The following is a 17,556-nucleotide window of genomic DNA, read 5'->3' on the forward strand; positions in this document are numbered from 1 at the left end:
TGGGCATTTTGCATGCGCAATAACAGAAGATAACCATCCGTAAACCGGAACGATAAAAGCAATACCATGAAAAATATCACACAGGAAGAGTGGGCAAAAGGCATCGCTGAAGATGAAAACGTAGAAATACTTGACGTGCGTACTGATGAAGAGGTAGAAGCGGGGATGATCCCAAATGCCCGTCAAATAGATATTCACAAGGGACAAGGTTTTATTGATGAAGTGGAAAAAATAGACAAATCAAAAAACGTGTATGTCTATTGCCGTAGCGGTGCCCGAAGTGGCCAGGCCTGCCAAATCATGGATAGCCTGGGTTTTGAGAGCACTTATAATCTTGAGGGCGGATTTATGAAATGGGAAGGGGAAACCACCCAGCCCGAAGATTAATTCCACAAACATCATTCATATAAAAACGGCTTCAAATAGGTGTAAATCACCTTTTCTGAAGCCGTTTTTACATTATATTTCAAGATTTTAGGCTATAAAACAATTTTTTGGGAGCCATTTTTAGCCGATTCAAAAATTGCTTCCACGATGCGTATATCGCGCAACCCTTCAGTTCCAGGGACCATCATGGGTTTGTTGTTTATAATTGAGAGCGCATCATCATCCATCTGGATGGCCTGCTGCACGCATTCACAGGGAGGTAATTTTTTTCCGTCTGAAGTAGATCCTTTTACGCCGGTATAACTTTGAAAAGGGGAAAGTTCATAACTTCCATCTGCACATTGTATGTCCAGATTGTTATAGCCATCAGCGTAGGACACCTTGCAATCTGCCATAATTTTCCCGGGAAACTCCATATTGAAGTAGGTGATCTCGTTAGCTCCATTAGTAAATAAATCGGGACGGGTATTTTCATGGCGCGCGGTTACCGAAATAGGTTCCAGCCCAGTGCTGTACCGGGTTGCGTTGAGCGGATAAACCCCCATGTCATAAATAGCGCCGCCCCCTTTTGACCCATCCAGCCTCCACCCGCCGGAAGAGCCTATCTTAAAACCAGCTGCTGTGGTTATGCTTTTCATCGTACCATAAGGTTTTGATTTTGCCCATTGCATGATTTGACGTGTGTTTTTTTCATGTTGCATGCGATAACCTATCGCCAGTTTGACTTTATTCTCTTTGCAGGCATCTATAATTTGTTGGCACTCCGCAGCAGTCATAGCCATTGGCTTTTCGCAAAAAACATGTTTTCCCGCATTTGCCGCGGCAGTAGCGTATTTTGCATGCAAAAAAGTGGGTGTGACAATGTAGATGACATCTATAGCGTCATTAGTTGCGATATCGCCCATATTATCATAACTATAAACATTGGCATCCTGAATATTGTATTTCTTTTTCCATTGGGGTATTTTTTCCGGACTCCCGGTTATGATCCCGCGAAGTTCAATATGCTTAGTTTCCTGAAGTGCGGGCGCCAACTGTGTCGAGGCGTAATTGCCAAGACCTAAAAGGGCTACACCCAATTTCTTTTTTTGTCCAAAAATAGCCTGCGGAAAGGGCATAGTGCTGGCAGCTAGAAATAAACCAGACTTCTTTATAAAACTTCTTCTATTCTCCATAAGTATCTTTATTTTGATGCCATCAATAGCTTTGAAAGTGTTAAAACAGATGAAATAACGTCTACTGAATTCTGTGTAAAAGTTAATCAAAGACGTTAAAAATCACTTCGGAATTAACTGATTTTTAATGTTTTTCGTAAATAATGAATATTAAAGAAATTCTTTACGGAAGTAGTATGGGAAACAGTTCTTTACCTAAAAGAATAAAATTTCTGTCCACTATTTCGTAGAAAACGCTCAAAAGACGCTCTTTTTTGGCCAAAAATCAGAAGTAATTGTTCAAAAATACCCGCTTATTTCAAGATTTTCATCGGGTTCTTATCTTCATCGATGGCCACAAAAGTAAAGGCGCCGCTTACCGCCCTGATCCTGTCTTCAGAATACATTTGTTCCACAAAAATTTCCACACGCACGGTAAGGCTGGTAGTACCTATTTTCTCCACTTTTCCTACCAGTTCTACAATGGTGCCCGCGGGTATGGGTTTTGAGAAATCAATACGTTCTGAACTTACGGTGACCATACGTTCCCTACTGAACCGGGTCGCGGTAATAAAGGCGGTCTCGTCCATAAGCTGCATGGCCGTACCGCCAAAAAGGGTGTCGTAATGGTTTGTGGTATTGGGAAAAACAGCCTTAAAAATGCTGGTGGTTGATCGTTCTATGCGTTCTTGTGTGGTCATTGTTCTTTAAAATAAGGGCCCAGGATTTTTTTCAGGCTTTGGTTGTGTTTCATTAGATTGTATTCGCTGCGCAGTTCTTTGATACAGGTAGCGCAAAGGCAGTCTGTATACTGTATATTCAAGTATTCGCGCTGGGCAAAAGTGAGCTTTACGGCACTGCACTGGCACAAAATAATAGAGCCCACCTTGCACTCAAAACGAGCTTTGCAACGTGGGCAATATTTTTCTTCATGACTGGCCATTGGCTAGATTACGGCTTTTTTAGAAAGCGCGGCCCTCATGTTCTTGGCTGCGGAAACCATTTCGGTAAGGGCAGCTTTGGTCTCTTCCCAGTGGCGTGTTTTGAGTCCGCAATCTGGGTTTATCCACAGTTGGTCTTCCGGGATAACCGCTTTGGCCTTTTCCAGGAGTGCTACCATTTCCTTTTTATTGGGAACCCGGGGCGAATGTATATCATAGACGCCGGGACCAATTTCATTGGGATAATTAAACTTTGCAAAGGCATCCAGCAATTCCATCTGGGAGCGTGAGCATTCTATGGTGATCACATCCGCGTCCATGGCTGCAATATGCTGTATGATATCGTTAAATTCTGAATAGCACATGTGAGTATGAATCTGGGTTGCATCATTCACCCCAGAAGCAGAAATACGGAAGGCGCTGATCGCCCATTCCAGATAATGTTCCCAGTCTGCTTTGCGAAGGGGCAGGCCTTCGCGCAATGCCGGTTCATCTATTTGAATAATTTTGATGCCTGCTTTTTCCAGGTCTGTCACTTCATCGCGAATGGCAAGGGCAATCTGCTTGCACGTCACCGCACGCGGCTGATCGTTACGTACAAAACTCCATTGTAAAATAGTAACTGGTCCCGTGAGCATTCCTTTTACCACTTTATGGGTAAGACTTTGCGCATAGGTGCTCCAGGCCACGGTCATTGCTTCTGGACGCTCTATGTCGCCATAAATTATGGGCGGTTTAACACAGCGGCTACCATAGCTTTGTACCCAGCCAAATTTTGTAAAAGCAAAACCATTGAGGCGCTCCCCAAAATATTCAACCATGTCGTTGCGCTCAAATTCGCCATGTACCAGCACATCAAGGTCGATTTCTTCCTGCCAGCGAATCGTTTTTTCGGTTTCTGTCTGGAGCAGGCGCTCATATTCGGTGATGCTAAGATCGCCTTTTTTGAACTGGGCGCGCCAGGCCCTCACTTCTTTGGTCTGGGGAAAAGAACCTATTGTTGTGGTAGGATAGGCGGGCAGTCCCAGATTTTTGCGCTGTATATCTTTGCGTATTTCAAAGGCATTTTTGCGCTGGGTATGTGATGTAGCGATCGCTTTGGCGCGTTCTTTTACTTTTGAATTGTGTATGGTTTTAGCTGTTTTTCGGCTTGCGGTGGCCGTTTTTGAATCTTCAAGCAATGCAATAGTTGTTGCTTGCAAAGTTTCATTTGTAAGGTCCTGAAGTGCGGTTACTTCTCTTACTTTTTGTTTGGCGAAGGCCAACCAGCCTTTTACTTCCGCAGCAAGTGATTTAACATCGTTTTCTAAATCGAGGTCGCAGGGCACGTGCAACAGCGAACAGCTGGGCGCGATAAGAATACGGTCAGGACCTACTATTTTTTCAGCCTTTTTTATAATGGCAAGGGATGACTCGAGGTCGTTCTTCCAGATATTGCGTCCATCTACGAGCCCCAGCGAAATGCTAAGTTCTTCCGGCGCATGCTCCAGTACCTCCGTAAGTTGCTCGGGATTGTGCACCAGGTCAATGTGCAGGGCGCAAATAGGAAGTTTTAAGGCCAGTTTGAGGTTGTCTTTTAGACCTTCAAAATAGGTTGCTACCAGTATTTTTAACTTCGGAAAATGTTTTTTAATCGTTGAATACGTATTATTTAAGGCCATTTTTTCGGCTGCGCTGAGGTCAAGGGCCAGAAAAGGCTCATCAAACTGTACCCAGGTGGCACCCAGTTCTTCCAGTTGGCCAAGGATATCCAGATACACCGGAAGCAGTTTTTCAAGAAGTGCTACCCTATGGAAACCACTGGCTTTTTCCTTGCCTAGCAATAAAAAGGAAACAGGTCCCACAAGCACTGGTTTTGTGCTAATACCAAGGTGTTTTGCTTCTTTAAATTCATCCACGATCTTGGTTGAGAATAATTTGAATTCCTGATTGGGATAAAATTCTGGAACGATGTAATGGTAGTTGGTATCAAACCACTTTGTCATTTCCATAGCGGTAATATCCAGCGTATCTTTTTGATACCCGCGCGCCATGGCAAAGTAGAGGTCCAGTTCTGTATTTCCTTTTTCAAAGAGTACTTCATGATAGCGCTTTGGGATGGCATTCACGGTCAGCGCCATATCCAGGACGTGATCATAAAACGAGAAATCGTTAGAGGGGATGAGGTCAATCCCTGCATCTTTTTGAAGTTGCCAGTTGTGTTTTTTTACCTCGTGGGCAGCCTTCAGCAGGTCATTTTTAGAGATTTTGCCAGCCCAGTACTGTTCGCAGGCTTTTTTGAGTTCCCTGTGGCTACCTATTCGCGGATAGCCAAGAATGTGCGTTTGCATTTTACTTACTTTTAAAGATTAAACAATGTTTAAAAGTTTTGCAGAATTTCTGCTTTGCAAATCGTGAAGTGATATTTTGTAAGGTAGGTACACGCAAGATTGGGGAGTGCCATAACCCCCTTTAAAGCGTAACAAACCAGACGAAAAGCTTCAGATCGCGAAAGCAATGTCATTGCGAAAAAGGCAGGTCTCCTGACTTGTAACGGTTTTATCGTCCTTCCCATCTTTACAGACAGTGGATCACGTGGATAAAACCTGTAGTGTTACTTACAGTTGCGCGACAGTCCTGGATTTGCACCAGGTTCCCTATTAATGCACGTTAAGTGTAACCTTTTTCGGTTGATGAAATAATGTAAGAACTTTTATTATTGTGGTAAATGTACCTCTTTAGAAAGTATTAATGGGCAACGAGCGGGTTATTATACTTCAATAGTGCTATGTATTTTAGGGTAAAAAGACCATATTGCTGCATTTTTGAGTTTAAAACCATCCTAGGGTGGTCAATGTGGCAACTTTTCTCTTAAAATGCCATATACAAAAGTGCCCAGCAATGCGCCAGCTATTACTATGAGTATGGAAAAATATCCCGCGCCGGCAAGAACATACATAGGCCCGGGACATGCGCCCGCAAGCGCCCAACCCATACCGAAAATCAGTCCGCCGATCGCATATCTGAAAAAGCTTGTTTTTTTAGGCGTTAACTGCATTTCCTGCCTATTTATGGCTTTGAGGTTTTTGCGCTTAATGATTTGTACTCCCACGATACCAATAGCAAGTGCAGAACCAATAATACCGTACATATGGAAAGAACCAAACTGAAACATTTCATAAATCCTAAACCAGGAAGCAGCCTCAGATTTATACATTACTATTCCGAAAAAAGTACCAATTAGAAGGTAAGTTGCGTATTTCATTTAGCTAAAGATTAAAGGGAAAAGTATGTGAACCATAAAAAGCCCACCCACAAAAAAACCAATTACGGCTATAAGTGACGGTAATTGCAAGTTGCTAAGGCCAGAGATGGCATGGCCGGATGTGCAGCCACCGGCATAACGGGCACCAAAACCTACCATAAATCCGCCTAGGATCAAGAGTGCAAGCACGAAGGGATCGCTTAAATTTTCCACTGCAAAAAGTTCGGTGGGCAGGTAGGAACTTCCCGCACTGTGAATATTGTATTCCTGGGAAAGTTGGTTGGCAACTTCCGGATTGATTTGTACAGTGTTATCAGAAAGGAACTGAGAAGCGAAAAAACCACCCAAAACAGATCCCAAAACCACCATTAAGTTCCAGCGTTCTTTTTTCCAGTCTATATTAAAGAATGAATTTACTTTTCCTGCTCCTGCAACGGTGCACATGGTACGCAGGTTTGAGGACATTCCAAATTGTTTGCCCATAAAGAGCAGTGCAAACATGGTCAGCGCGATCAATGGGCCAGCAACATACCATGGCCAGGGTTGATAAATGAAATTCAAATTTTTATATTTTAGAGAGTTGTTCGTTTGCTTTATTTCGAAGAATCGAGCTTTTAAGACTGCTGTACAGTAGCTGTTGTGGAAATGGAAGTTTTCTTGATCGCCTGCAATCCACCTTCTATATTGACCAGATTGTGATAACCTCTTTTTTTTAAGATAGAGGCCGCAACCATACTACGGTAACCACTGGCACAGTGCATGTAAAAAATGCTTTTCTGCGGAAATAGGGAAAGGTGCTCATTTATAAAATCGAGCGGTGTGTTTTTTGCGTCCAGTACATGTTCGGTATCATATTCGGTTTCTTTTCGCACGTCAAAAACCTCAAAATCAACCGTTTTTTCGCCTTTTTCATACCATTTATTGAGGTTTTCGGCAGAAATTGAATCGATTTTATCCACTGGTTTAGACGCTTCTGCCCAGCGTTCAAAACCGCCTTCAAGATAGCCTAGCGTATGATCAAAGCCCACACGTGCGAGACGGGTAACGGTCTCTTCCTCACGGCCGGGTGGAGTGACCAATAAAATAGGTTGTTGCACATCTGCGATCAATGCACCTGCCCAGGGGGCAAAGCTTCCATCAATGCCTATAAATATAGCATTGGGGATGTGTCCTTTTTCATATTCGTCCTGATGACGTACATCAAGAATCACGGCACCGGTTTCATTAGCGGCACGTTCAAAAGCTCCTGGTGACAAGGTGCGGGTACCGCGTTTTAATACCTCATCAAGGTCAGCATAACCTTCCCGGTTCATTTTTACATTCAATGGGAAATATTGCGGCGGTGCCAGCAGGCCATCGGTTACTTCCTTTATAAATTCTTCTTCGGTCATGTTTTCGCGCAGCGCGTAGTTCATTTCTTTCTGGTTGCCCAGCGTATCCACCGTTTCTTTCATCATATTTTTTCCGCAGGCGGAACCGGCACCGTGGGCGGGATATACCACAACGTCATTTGCAAGGGGCATGATTTTTTCGCGCAGGCTTTTAAATAATAATCCGGCGAGCTCTTCCTGGGTTATCGTGTCTGCTTTTTGCGCAAGGTCAGGCCTCCCCACATCACCTAGAAAAAGGGTATCGCCAGTGAAAATCGCATGGTCCCTGCCATTTTTATCCTTTAATAAAAAGGTGGTGCTTTCCATAGTGTGGCCGGGGGTGTGCAAAGCGATAATGGTAAGTTCACCCAAACGAAATTCCTGACCATCTGCAGCAATAATGGCGTCAAAAGTAGGATTTGCATTAGGCCCATAAACAATGGGAGCGTCCGTTTCTTTAGAAAGGGTTACGTGCCCACTCACAAAATCAGCATGAAAGTGTGTTTCAAAAATATAGTTGATCGTAGCGCCATTTTTATGTGCTCGTTCCAAATAGGGTTTGACCTCGCGCAGCGGATCTATAATTGCCGCTTCCCCATTACTTTCAATATAATATGCACCCTGTGAAAGGCAGCCCGTATATATCTGTTCAATTATCATATTATTTTATTTTTTTACCGAATGCGATAAGCATTCAGCAAGATTATTTTTCTTTATTTTCAAAAACTGTGATCATTTGATTTAATGCTTCTGGGAAACATCTAGATAAAGAGTTCTTTATACATAATGTAAAGTCCCATAACCAGCACAAACCAACCAAATCCCTTCTTTAATTTTTTACCGTCGATACATTTATTTAGCCACATACCAACAAAAATACCCACGATCGCAAGGGTGGTGAAAATCAATAAAAACGGCCAATCAATAGTTGTATGGGATACATCGCCCAGAAACCCTATTAAAGAATTTAAGGCGATTATAAGCAAGGAAGTACCCACGGCTTTTTTCATGGGCATGCGCGCGATCAGGACAAGAATTGGGATAATTATGAATCCGCCGCCGGCGCCTACCAGACCGGTGATTACGCCCGTTAGTGATCCAAGCACCAGTAATAATGCGTAGTTTATATCATTTGTGCCCTCATTGTTGTTTGAGGATAGAATCTTTTTGGAATCAAAAATCATAGAAAAGGAAGCTGCGAGCATAAGCAGGGCAAAAAGAACCATGATCGCCATTTCTTTTGTAAGTATGATATTGTTGCTGCTCCAAAGAACCTCTGGGATGGCCGGCACTAGAAATTTACGTGTGGAGAACACCGCGATAACTGCCGGCACACAGAAGGCAATGGCACTTTCAAAATTCACAAGTCCTTTTGATAAATTTCTTGCCGCACCCACAAAGGATGCGCTTCCCACAACAAAAAGCGAATAAGCGGTTGCGGTGACCGCCTGGATGGAAAGTAAATAGACCAATATGGGCACAGTTAGAATAGAACCGCCGCCACCTATGAGACCAAGTACAATTCCTGTTATTAGTGCCCCAAAATACCCAAAAAACAATGAAGAATCCATACCTTTTAATGTCTTGAGGTAAAAGTATATACTCTTTATCTCTTAAAAGGTAACATGAGTTACATAAGGCTTAAATTTCGGTAAGTATATCAATACTGTTACGGCCCAGGGAAATAATATTCATGATTTCAAGCTTCTTTAAAAGTCTCGAAACAACCACCCTCGAGGTATTTAGATCGTAGGCGATCTCTTGATGCGTAGTTTGAATACGGTTGCTGTGGGTTACTTTTACCTTATTCTTTAAATACTGGAGCAGGCGGTCATCCATGTTTAAAAACGCGATGCTATCTACGGTCTGCAATAGTTCCATAAGGCGGTTGTGGTAACTTTCAAAGACAAAATTCCGCCATGATTTGTACTTTTCGGTCCATCTTTCCATGTTATTTACGGGTATCATGACCAGTTTTACTTCTGTTTCGGTAATGGCTTTGATCTCGCTCATCGTATCGCCCATACAACAGGTCATCGTCATGGCACAGGTATCGCCAATTTCAAGAAAGTAGAGCAGCAGTTCATCGCCATTATCATCTTCCCGCAATACTTTGATCACGCCAGAAAGTAACAGGGGCATGGACCTAATGTATTGTCCTATCTCCATAAGCGTCGTGCCTTCGGGAACTTCCCTGACTATTCCCACTTCGTTGATCTCCGCCAATAATTCTGGTTCAAAGAGCCCTCCATAAAACTCCTGCAGTTCTTTAAGCATACCTTATAACTGATTAATGATAATACTTCAATACACATTTACGCAAATTAACACCTTAGTGGCAAGTTGACAAATTCAAAATATAGGTTTACGGAAGAGTAACCAGTGCTAACGAAAACGTTTTACGTTAAATCAATCAAAAATTTAAATTAAACAAATGTTTGATTTAAACAATCGTTTAATTTTGTTTCTCTTAATTTTTGATTATGAATATGAGTCAAAAGAAGGTTCAGATCATGGAAGTTGCCGAGAAGCTCTTTGCTGAAAACGGTTATGACGGTACTTCGGTAAGAAATATTGCAAAAGTGGCAGGCATAAATGTGGCAATGATCTCATACTATTTTGGGTCTAAGGAGAAACTTCTTGAAGCCATGTTGTTACATAGGATATCAGACTATATGAGTGAACTGCAGCAAACCATTACGCCGGCGATGACACCGCTTGAGAAAATGAATTGTTTTATAAAGGTCGTGATTTCGCGCGTTCACCTCAACAGGCGTATGCACAAAATCGTAAACTTTGAATATACCAAAGATGCACGCAGCCTTGATTTTGATAAGTACATAGATCAGAAAAAGGAAAATTATAAGATCATTGAAGATTTTATAAAAAGTGGTCAGGAAGATGGCAGTTTTAGAAATGATATTGAGCCTGTGCTGGTCGTGCCCACCGTTTTAGGAACTTATCTCCACTTTTATTATAACAAACGTTTTTTTCAATCGGTACTTCACTTACCAGATGAAAAAGCCATTGATGATTATGTCCATAATACATTGATACCACACATTCAAAGAACAATAAAAGCCCTGCTTACCCATGAAAAATAATCGGCTGTTACCCTTAACTCTAATGTTTTTCTGTTTTTTCCATAGCTACGCACAGGACATTAAAACCCTTACTCTGGACGACGCCGTGCATCTTGCACTTGAAAAAAGCGATGACGCCAGGATTTCTGAAATCAGGGTACTTACCGCACAAAATGAGCTCCAGACCATCAAAAACGGTCAATATCCAGAAGTTTCCGTATCTGGCCAATATCAATATTTGACAAATGCAAATGTTGAATTTAATTTGCTGCCTCGATCCACTACCTTAGAAGGGGAGGACGCACAACCTGCCACCACACCGCAGATCAATCAATTATTATTAGGCCAGGCCAGCATTTCCATGCCGCTTTTTTCTGGTTTTAAGCTTAAAAATGCAGTCGAAGCGGGAGAAAATCAGTTAAAAGCGGCCACTTTTTCCGCTGCAGGGGATAGGGAAACTATTGCCCTTCAAACCATTCGCCAATATATCGCCCTATACAAAGCGCAGCGTACCGTAGAACTGTTAAATGAAAACCTCAAGAGTGCACAGCAACGTGTAACTGATTTTTCCGCTATGGAAGAAAATGGATTGCTTGCCCGTAATGATCTATTGAAAGCCGAATTACAAAAAAGCAATGTAGCCCTTACCGTAGAACAGGCGAAGAAAAATGTGACCATTTTAAATTACAGGTTGGTTACGTTTTTAAAACTTCCCCCGGAAACGATTATTTCCCTAAATGAGGACAATTTTACCATTTTGCCGACATTTTCAGAGATACCTATGCAGTCCACAAGGCCAGATTTGGAAGCGCTTGACTTTCAGAAACAGGCAGCGGAACAAAATATCGACGTGGCACGCGGTGATTATTATCCCAGCGTTGCGCTTACCGGTGGTTATATAGCCCTTGACTTGCGCAATGCGCTTACCGTTACCAATGCCATGAATGTGGGTGTTGCCGTCTCCTACGACCTTTCATCTATTTTTAAGAACAAGAGCAAGGTTCGCACGGCGAAGAGCAAAGCCGAAGAATTACAATATACCTACGATAAAGCAGCTGATCAGGTAAATATTCAAATAAAAGACGCTGAAGAAGAGTATACCCTGGCACAAAAGAACCTCGTGGTCTATAGCCAGTCTGAGGAACAGGCAATAGAAAATTATAGGATCGTAAAAGACAAATATGATAACGGCCTGCAGGATACCAATGATCTTTTAGAGGCAGATGTACAGCGCTTGCAGAGCAAGATCAACCTGGCAAATGCCAAAGCTGATATAACGCAGCGCTATTATGAATTACAGGAAGCAGAAGGGAATCTCACCAATCAATTGAACCAATAATCTATCCATCCCATGGAAAAGGAAACCAAAAAGAAAACGAACAGGAAATTTATCATTATCGTAAGTGCACTTGTTCTTGTGGGTGCAATTTACGGGGGTTATAAATACATACATTCGCTCTCCCATGAGGAGACTGATGATGCGCAGATACGTGCAAACATGACCCCCATCATACCTCATGTGAGCGGTTATCTCAAAAAGGTTTATGTCACCGATAATAATAAGGTAAATCAGGGGGATACCCTTTTTGTTATCGAGTCTCAGGACTATCAGGTACAATTTGAACAGGCAAAGGCCAATCTGGCTGCCGCCGAAAGTGAGGTTGCGGTCTCTAAAGCAAGTATAGGTTCCTATCAGGCAAATGCCAATGCTTCACGGGCGCAGTTGAGTTCGGCTGGGGAAAGTATTGAGACAGCACGCGTAAAATTGCGCCGTGCATCAGATGATTTTGAAAGGTATAAAAACCTTTATGCAAATCATTCTATTACTGCGCAGCAGTTTGAGCAGGCAGAGGCGGCGAAAGAGGAGGCGCAAAATCAACTGGCCATGCTTAAAAATCAGGAACGTGCCAGTGCCAGCCAGAGCAAGGCGGCCTCGTCGCAGACTGAGATCTCTGAAAAACAGGTGGACGTGGCACATGCTAAAGTAAAAGCGGCACAGGCGCAACTGGAAGCAGCAAAAATTAACCTGGGCTATACCGTTGTTACCGCGCCAATCGCTGGCCAGCTTTCCAATGTGGATATTCAGCAGGGACAGTTCGTTAGTCCCGGGCAGGCATTATTTTATCTGGTCAACAGTCAGGATAAATGGGTGATCGCGAACTTTAAGGAGACCCAATTAACCGAGATGCTTTTGGGTCAAAAAGTAGGGATTGACGTAGATGCCTATCCCGATACCGAATTTGAAGGTGAAGTTGCGGCATTTTCACCGGCCACAGGAGCACGTTTTTCCCTGCTTCCGCCAGATAATGCCACTGGTAATTTTGTAAAAACCGTGCAGCGCCTTCCGGTCAAGATCAATTTCACTAATGCAAACGATCAGGAAAAACTTGGAAAATTACGCTCTGGGATGAACGTAAATGTAGATGTTCACCTCAAATAAATACTGTTGAAATTAGGCATAAAACACTGTAAAATAGGATGTTTTTAAGTGGATTTTGACCATTATCAAGCATTGACCCATGGCAGAAGCAAAGCGCATTGAGGATAGTGATTTAGTTGAATACGGTTTCCGTCGTTTTATTGTGACCCTGACCGCGATTTTGTGTGCACTTTTGGAGATCGTGGATACCACGATCGTGAACGTGGCCCTCAATGATATGCGCGGGAGCCTTGGGGCGACCTTAAATGATGTGGCATGGGTGATAACGGCCTACGCAATTGCTAACGTGATCATTATCCCCATGACAAGCTGGCTCTCCAAACAGTTTGGCCGAAAGAACTATTTTGCCGCTTCCATCATGATATTTACAATTTCCTCTTTTTTATGCGGGAATGCGACCAATATCTGGGAACTTGTTGCCTTCCGTTTTATACAGGGTATGGGCGGTGGCGCGCTACTCGTTACCGCGCAAACCATTATTACCGAAAGTTACCCGGTTGCTAAACGCGGTATGGCGCAGGCTATCTATGGTATGGGTATCATCGTGGGGCCTACACTTGGCCCACCTCTGGGGGGCTATCTGGTAGATAATTATTCTTGGCCCTATATTTTTTATATTAACCTTCCCATTGGTATCATCGCGACCATTTTGACCATATTATACATTCGTAGCCCCAAATACGGGAATAAACTGACGGTAAATCAAGTAGACTGGATAGGTATAATTACCCTTGCTGCATTTATAGGTTCGCTGCAATTTGTACTTGAGCATGGGCAGCAGGATGACTGGTTTGAAGATCCTGTTATTGTTTTGCTTTCGGTGGTTTCCCTTTTTGGGTTGATATTCTTTATTTGGCGAGAACTCGTTTACGAGCATCCCATTGTGAATCTACGGGTTTTGCGGGACAGGAATTTGAGCGTGGGCACGGTGCTTACCTTTATTTTAGGCTTTGGTTTATTTGGTTCTACCTTTATCATTCCTATTTACACACAGTCGGTACTGGGGTGGACGGCCACAGATGCTGGTCTGCTACTTATTCCAAGTTCTATCACCACTGGGATCATGATGCCCATTATCGGTAAGCTGCTAGAGCGTGGCGTTCCGCAGAAATATCTGGCTGCCGGTGGATTTTTGATCTTTTTTATCTACAGTTATTGGATGTTTGGCGTCATGACGCCAGATACGGGATCTGAACATTTTTTCTGGCCGCTTGTAGCGCGGGGATTGGGATTGGGTTTGCTTTTTGTACCCATTACCACGCTTTCGCTTTCTACACTTGAGGGAAAGGATATTGGAGATGGTGCCGCATTTACGGGTATGATGCGTCAGCTTGGCGGTTCTTTTGGTATAGCTATTATAACCACTATGGTGTCGCGCTTGAGTCAGCAGCACCGTATTGACCTGATCCCAAACATAAGCGCGATCAATTATCAGGTACAACAACGTATCCATGGGCTACAGCAAATGTTCATCAGTAAGGGTTTTAGCGCTAGTGAAGCCCTGAGTCGTGCCTATCAAACCCTTGAGGGTGGTGTGATGCGCCAGGCAACTGTGCTTTCATATATGGATATTTTTCTTTATCTGGGTATTCTATTCCTTGTCTGTATCCCGTTTGTGCTGATCATCAAAACCGTTAAGAGAAAAGTAGATACTTCGGCGTTGCATTGATCTTGTAAAGTGCTTTTTGTTAGTCTTCGTTATTATCTAATATTGATAGTATATTCACCTTAAGGCGGAAATAATAGCTTTTTTCGGTTATTATTAGGAATTTTACGGAAACTCTATACTTCCTTATGATCAAGACCAATTTCCTTTTGATTTTTGCCTATTTCCTGACGTTTTATACACAGGCCCAACAACAATTTACAAAGGCAGATAGCCTTCGCGGGAGCATCACCCCAGAGCGCGCCTGGTGGGACGTCATGCGCTACGATATTTCGGTAACACCAGATTTTGACAAGAAATTTACATCGGGATTTAATACCATTACCTATAAAGTGGTACAGGAAGAGCATCCCAATGTTATGCAAATTGACCTGCAGCAACCCTTAAAAATTGACAGCATTATTTATGACGGAACAAAAGCCCTGAAATTTACCAGAAATGACGCCGTTTTTCTCGTACAGACCCCTGCCCAAAAAATGGGTTCTGAGCATGAGGTAAAAGTTTACTTTAGCGGGAATCCGCACGAGGCCGTTCGCGCGCCCTGGGATGGTGGCTGGACGTTTACAAAAGACAGGCAGGGCCGGCCGTGGATGACGGTTACCTGCCAGGGAATAGGGGCATCTATCTGGTATCCCAATAAAGATCACCAGAGCGATGAGCCAGACCGCGGTGCTTCACTGACCATGCGCGTTCCCAAAGAACTGATGGCCGTGGCGAATGGCCGCATGCTGGATAAAACTGATCACAAGGATGGTACGATTTCCTATACATGGGGTGTGGAAAACCCTATTAATAACTACACGATCATACCGTATATAGGCCATTACAAGAACTTTTCTGAAGTTTATACCGGGATCAAGGGAGATCTCGACCTCAATTACTGGGTACTGGATTACAACCTGAAAAAAGCCAAAGAGTATATGCCCACCGAAGTGCATAACATGCTTACCGCTTTTGAATACTGGTTTGGTCCGTATCCTTTTTATGAAGATGGCTACAAACTGGTAGATACAGAGCATCCCGGTATGGAACACCAGTCTAATGTTTCCTACGGAAATTACTATGCCCCCGGCTACCGCGGCCGTGATGCATCAGGAACGGGCCTGGGGATGACCTGGGATTTTATCATTATTCATGAAAGTGGTCATGAATGGTTTGGCAACAACATCACCAGCAACGACCTGGCCGATATGTACGTGCACGAAAGCTTTACCAATTATAGCGAAACCCTTTTCATTGATTATAACTACGGTGAGGAAGCCGCAAATGATTACAATTATGGCACGCGTGGCGGGATTTTGAACGATAAACCCATCATAGCGCCTTACGGTCTCAACGCGCAGGGAAGTGGCGATATGTACCCTAAGGGTGGAAATATGATCCATAGCATACGCCACAGCATCAATGACGACAAATTGTTCAAGAATATCATGACCGGCCTTAATATGACCTTTCACAATAAGACGGTAGATGGGACGCAGGTACAAGACTATATTTCAGAAAAGGCGGGCTATGATTATGACAAGGTATTTGAACAATATCTGACCACCACCCAGATTCCTACTTTGCAATTATACGTAGATGGCCCAGATAGTAAAATATTTTACCGCTATATAAACAGTATTGACGGTTTTGACCTTCCGCTGGTGCTCAAGGGAACTCATGAATCGTTAAAGATCATACCTTCTGGAGAATGGCAAAGTATCGATATTCAGCATAAAAACCAGTATTTGTTTACGCCCTGGAGAATCGAGCATATGTATTACCTCAATGTGGAATTAGTTAAAAAAATGGAAGAATAAATGTTTTCAAAAAAAACCTACCAAAACCGCCGAAAAACACTCAAAAACCGACTTAAATCTGGACTTTTAATTTTTCCCGGAAACAAGGAAGTCGGGATGAATTATGCGGCCAACTGGTATCCTTTTCGGCAGGATAGCACTTTTTTGTATTATTTCGGTATCAATCAACCTGATCTTTATGTGGTGATCGATATAGAAGAAGACAGTGAAATGCTCTTTGGCAATGCGCTCACCCCAGAAGACATGGTCTGGGTAGGTGCGGCAGAACCGCTGGAAGATCAAGCTAATAAAGCAGGGATTACCAAAGTAAAACCGCTTTCCGAGCTTCAGAAAACCATAAAAAATGCCCAAAAAATGGGTAAGAACATCCATTTTTTACCCCCATACCGAAGTAAAACCACCATTGAAATCAGTGAACTTACCGGTATTGCGGTAGGTGAAGTCAAAGAAAAACAATCTATTGAATTCGTCAAAGCAGTCATTGCACAGCGCGCCATTAAATCTGCCGAAGAAGTCACGGAACTGCACAAAGCGGTCAATATTACCGCGGCCATGCACCGTCACGCGATAAAAAACACAAAACACGGTGTCACCGAAAAGCAGATTGCAGGTGAACTACAGGCGATCGCCATTGCCGGTGGCGGAAACATCGCTTTCCCTATAATTTTGACAAAAAACGGACAGTATTTGCACAATCACGCCACGCAGGCGGTAGTGCAAAATGGAGATCTCGTGCTGTGTGATTGCGGCGCGGAAACCGCGATGAACTATACCGGTGATATGACGCGTACATTTCCGGTGGCAGAGCGTTTTACAGCTGTTCAGCGGGATATTTATTCCATTGTTTTAGACGCGCACGAGTCGGCGGCGGCGGCTTTAAAACCGGGATATCGTTTTAAAGACGCGCATTTGCTGGCGTGTTCCAGAATTGTGGAAGGTTTAAAAGGAATGGGACTCATGAAGGGAAACACCCAGGATGCCGTAGATGCTGGTGCGCATACACTCTTTTTTCAATGCGGACTGGGACATTTTATGGGGATGGATATTCACGACATGGAAAACTTCGGTGAACAGCTCGTAGGTTATTCTGACAACCTTCAGAAAAGCACCGAATTTGGCCTGAAATCGCTTCGTCTAGGGAAAGAATTGGAAGCGGGCAACGTACTTACGGTAGAACCGGGAATTTATTTCAACCCCTTTCTTATTGATGAGTGGCGGGCAGAAGGAAAATATACTGATTTTGTGAATTATGATGCCGTGGAGAAATTCAAGGGTTTTGGCGGTATGCGCGTGGAGGAAGACTTTTTGATCACGGCAGATGGTAAGGAATTACTTGGTGAACCTCTTGAAAAAACGGCAGATGAAATTGAAAGATTGAAGGCCAGCTAAATTCTTTCCCCCTAACCCCCAAAGGGGGAATAAGCAACTTGCTCAAAGCTCCCCTCCTTAAAAAGGAGGGGAATGAATTC

At 43.3% G+C, this 17,556-nt stretch carries 16 protein-coding genes and 1 riboswitch; of the genes, 7 read left to right on the forward strand and 9 right to left on the reverse strand.

What is annotated here, in order from left to right:
* Nucleotides 1-66 precede the first annotated feature (66 nt).
* Nucleotides 67-387, forward strand: coding sequence for a rhodanese-like domain-containing protein (locus P162_RS12795; RefSeq protein WP_031427861.1), 321 nt, complete (start codon nucleotides 67-69; stop codon nucleotides 385-387).
* 92 nt (nucleotides 388-479) lie between these two features.
* Here P162_RS12795 and P162_RS12800 read toward each other — a convergent pair whose 3' ends face one another.
* The 9 genes from P162_RS12800 to P162_RS12840 all read right to left on the reverse strand — a co-directional run bounded on the left by P162_RS12800 (nucleotide 480) and on the right by P162_RS12840 (nucleotide 9,373).
* The gene (locus P162_RS12800) at nucleotides 480-1,562 is read right to left on the reverse strand and encodes a Gfo/Idh/MocA family protein (RefSeq protein WP_031427862.1); all 1,083 of its coding nucleotides are present in this window, start codon (nucleotides 1,560-1,562) and stop codon (nucleotides 480-482) included.
* 293 nt (nucleotides 1,563-1,855) lie between these two features.
* Entirely contained in the window at nucleotides 1,856-2,242 is a 387-nt protein-coding gene (locus P162_RS12805) for an acyl-CoA thioesterase (RefSeq protein ID WP_031427863.1), read from the reverse strand.
* On the reverse strand, nucleotides 2,239-2,484 hold the full coding sequence (locus P162_RS12810) for a cysteine-rich CWC family protein (protein ID WP_031427864.1): 246 nt from the start codon (nucleotides 2,482-2,484) through the stop codon (nucleotides 2,239-2,241). The genes P162_RS12805 and P162_RS12810 overlap by 4 nt, the downstream gene beginning before the upstream one ends.
* 3 nt (nucleotides 2,485-2,487) lie before the next feature.
* Nucleotides 2,488-4,812 (reverse strand): 5-methyltetrahydropteroyltriglutamate--homocysteine S-methyltransferase, encoded by a 2,325-nt coding sequence (gene metE / locus P162_RS12815; protein ID WP_031427865.1) that lies wholly within the window; start codon nucleotides 4,810-4,812, stop codon nucleotides 2,488-2,490.
* Between the two features lie 164 nt (nucleotides 4,813-4,976).
* A riboswitch (cobalamin riboswitch) is annotated at nucleotides 4,977-5,161 on the reverse strand.
* Nucleotides 5,162-5,312: 151 nt separating this feature from the next.
* Entirely contained in the window at nucleotides 5,313-5,726 is a 414-nt protein-coding gene (locus P162_RS12820; protein WP_031427866.1) for a DUF6691 family protein, read from the reverse strand.
* A complete protein-coding gene (locus tag P162_RS12825) occupies nucleotides 5,727-6,323 on the reverse strand; it encodes a YeeE/YedE family protein (RefSeq protein ID WP_262493929.1) in 597 nt (198 codons plus the stop codon).
* A 17-nt stretch (nucleotides 6,324-6,340) separates the two neighbouring features.
* Entirely contained in the window at nucleotides 6,341-7,756 is a 1,416-nt protein-coding gene (locus P162_RS12830) for an MBL fold metallo-hydrolase (RefSeq protein WP_031427870.1), read from the reverse strand.
* A 101-nt stretch (nucleotides 7,757-7,857) separates the two neighbouring features.
* Nucleotides 7,858-8,667: a sulfite exporter TauE/SafE family protein gene (locus tag P162_RS12835; protein ID WP_031427871.1), complete on the reverse strand. Its 810-nt coding sequence runs from the start codon at nucleotides 8,665-8,667 to the stop codon at nucleotides 7,858-7,860.
* Nucleotides 8,668-8,737: 70 nt separating this feature from the next.
* Nucleotides 8,738-9,373 carry a Crp/Fnr family transcriptional regulator gene (locus tag P162_RS12840; RefSeq protein WP_031427872.1) on the reverse strand — a complete coding sequence of 212 codons (636 nt, stop codon included), beginning with the start codon at nucleotides 9,371-9,373 and terminating at the stop codon, nucleotides 8,738-8,740.
* Nucleotides 9,374-9,585: 212 nt separating this feature from the next.
* On the opposite strand from P162_RS12840, the gene P162_RS12845 reads away from it, so the two are divergent.
* The 6 genes from P162_RS12845 to P162_RS12870 all read left to right on the forward strand — a co-directional run bounded on the left by P162_RS12845 (nucleotide 9,586) and on the right by P162_RS12870 (nucleotide 17,476).
* The gene (locus P162_RS12845; RefSeq protein ID WP_241077771.1) at nucleotides 9,586-10,200 is read left to right on the forward strand and encodes a TetR/AcrR family transcriptional regulator; all 615 of its coding nucleotides are present in this window, start codon (nucleotides 9,586-9,588) and stop codon (nucleotides 10,198-10,200) included.
* 22 nt (nucleotides 10,201-10,222) lie between these two features.
* Entirely contained in the window at nucleotides 10,223-11,518 is a 1,296-nt protein-coding gene (locus P162_RS12850; RefSeq protein WP_241077772.1) for a TolC family protein, read from the forward strand.
* A gap of 12 nt (nucleotides 11,519-11,530) precedes the next feature.
* On the forward strand, nucleotides 11,531-12,619 hold the full coding sequence (locus P162_RS12855) for an HlyD family secretion protein (RefSeq protein ID WP_031427877.1): 1,089 nt from the start codon (nucleotides 11,531-11,533) through the stop codon (nucleotides 12,617-12,619).
* Nucleotides 12,620-12,698: 79 nt separating this feature from the next.
* Nucleotides 12,699-14,288 carry an MDR family MFS transporter gene (locus P162_RS12860; protein WP_031427878.1) on the forward strand — a complete coding sequence of 530 codons (1,590 nt, stop codon included), beginning with the start codon at nucleotides 12,699-12,701 and terminating at the stop codon, nucleotides 14,286-14,288.
* A 125-nt stretch (nucleotides 14,289-14,413) separates the two neighbouring features.
* Nucleotides 14,414-16,087, forward strand: a complete 1,674-nt coding sequence (locus tag P162_RS12865) for a M1 family metallopeptidase (RefSeq protein ID WP_031427879.1) — start codon at nucleotides 14,414-14,416, stop codon at nucleotides 16,085-16,087.
* Nucleotides 16,088-17,476, forward strand: a complete 1,389-nt coding sequence (locus P162_RS12870) for an aminopeptidase P family protein (RefSeq protein ID WP_031427881.1) — start codon at nucleotides 16,088-16,090, stop codon at nucleotides 17,474-17,476. It begins immediately after the preceding gene.
* The last annotated feature ends 80 nt before the right edge of the window (nucleotides 17,477-17,556 follow it).

Source organism: Flavimarina sp. Hel_I_48, assembly GCF_000733945.1.
GTDB lineage: Bacteria > Bacteroidota > Bacteroidia > Flavobacteriales > Flavobacteriaceae > Leeuwenhoekiella.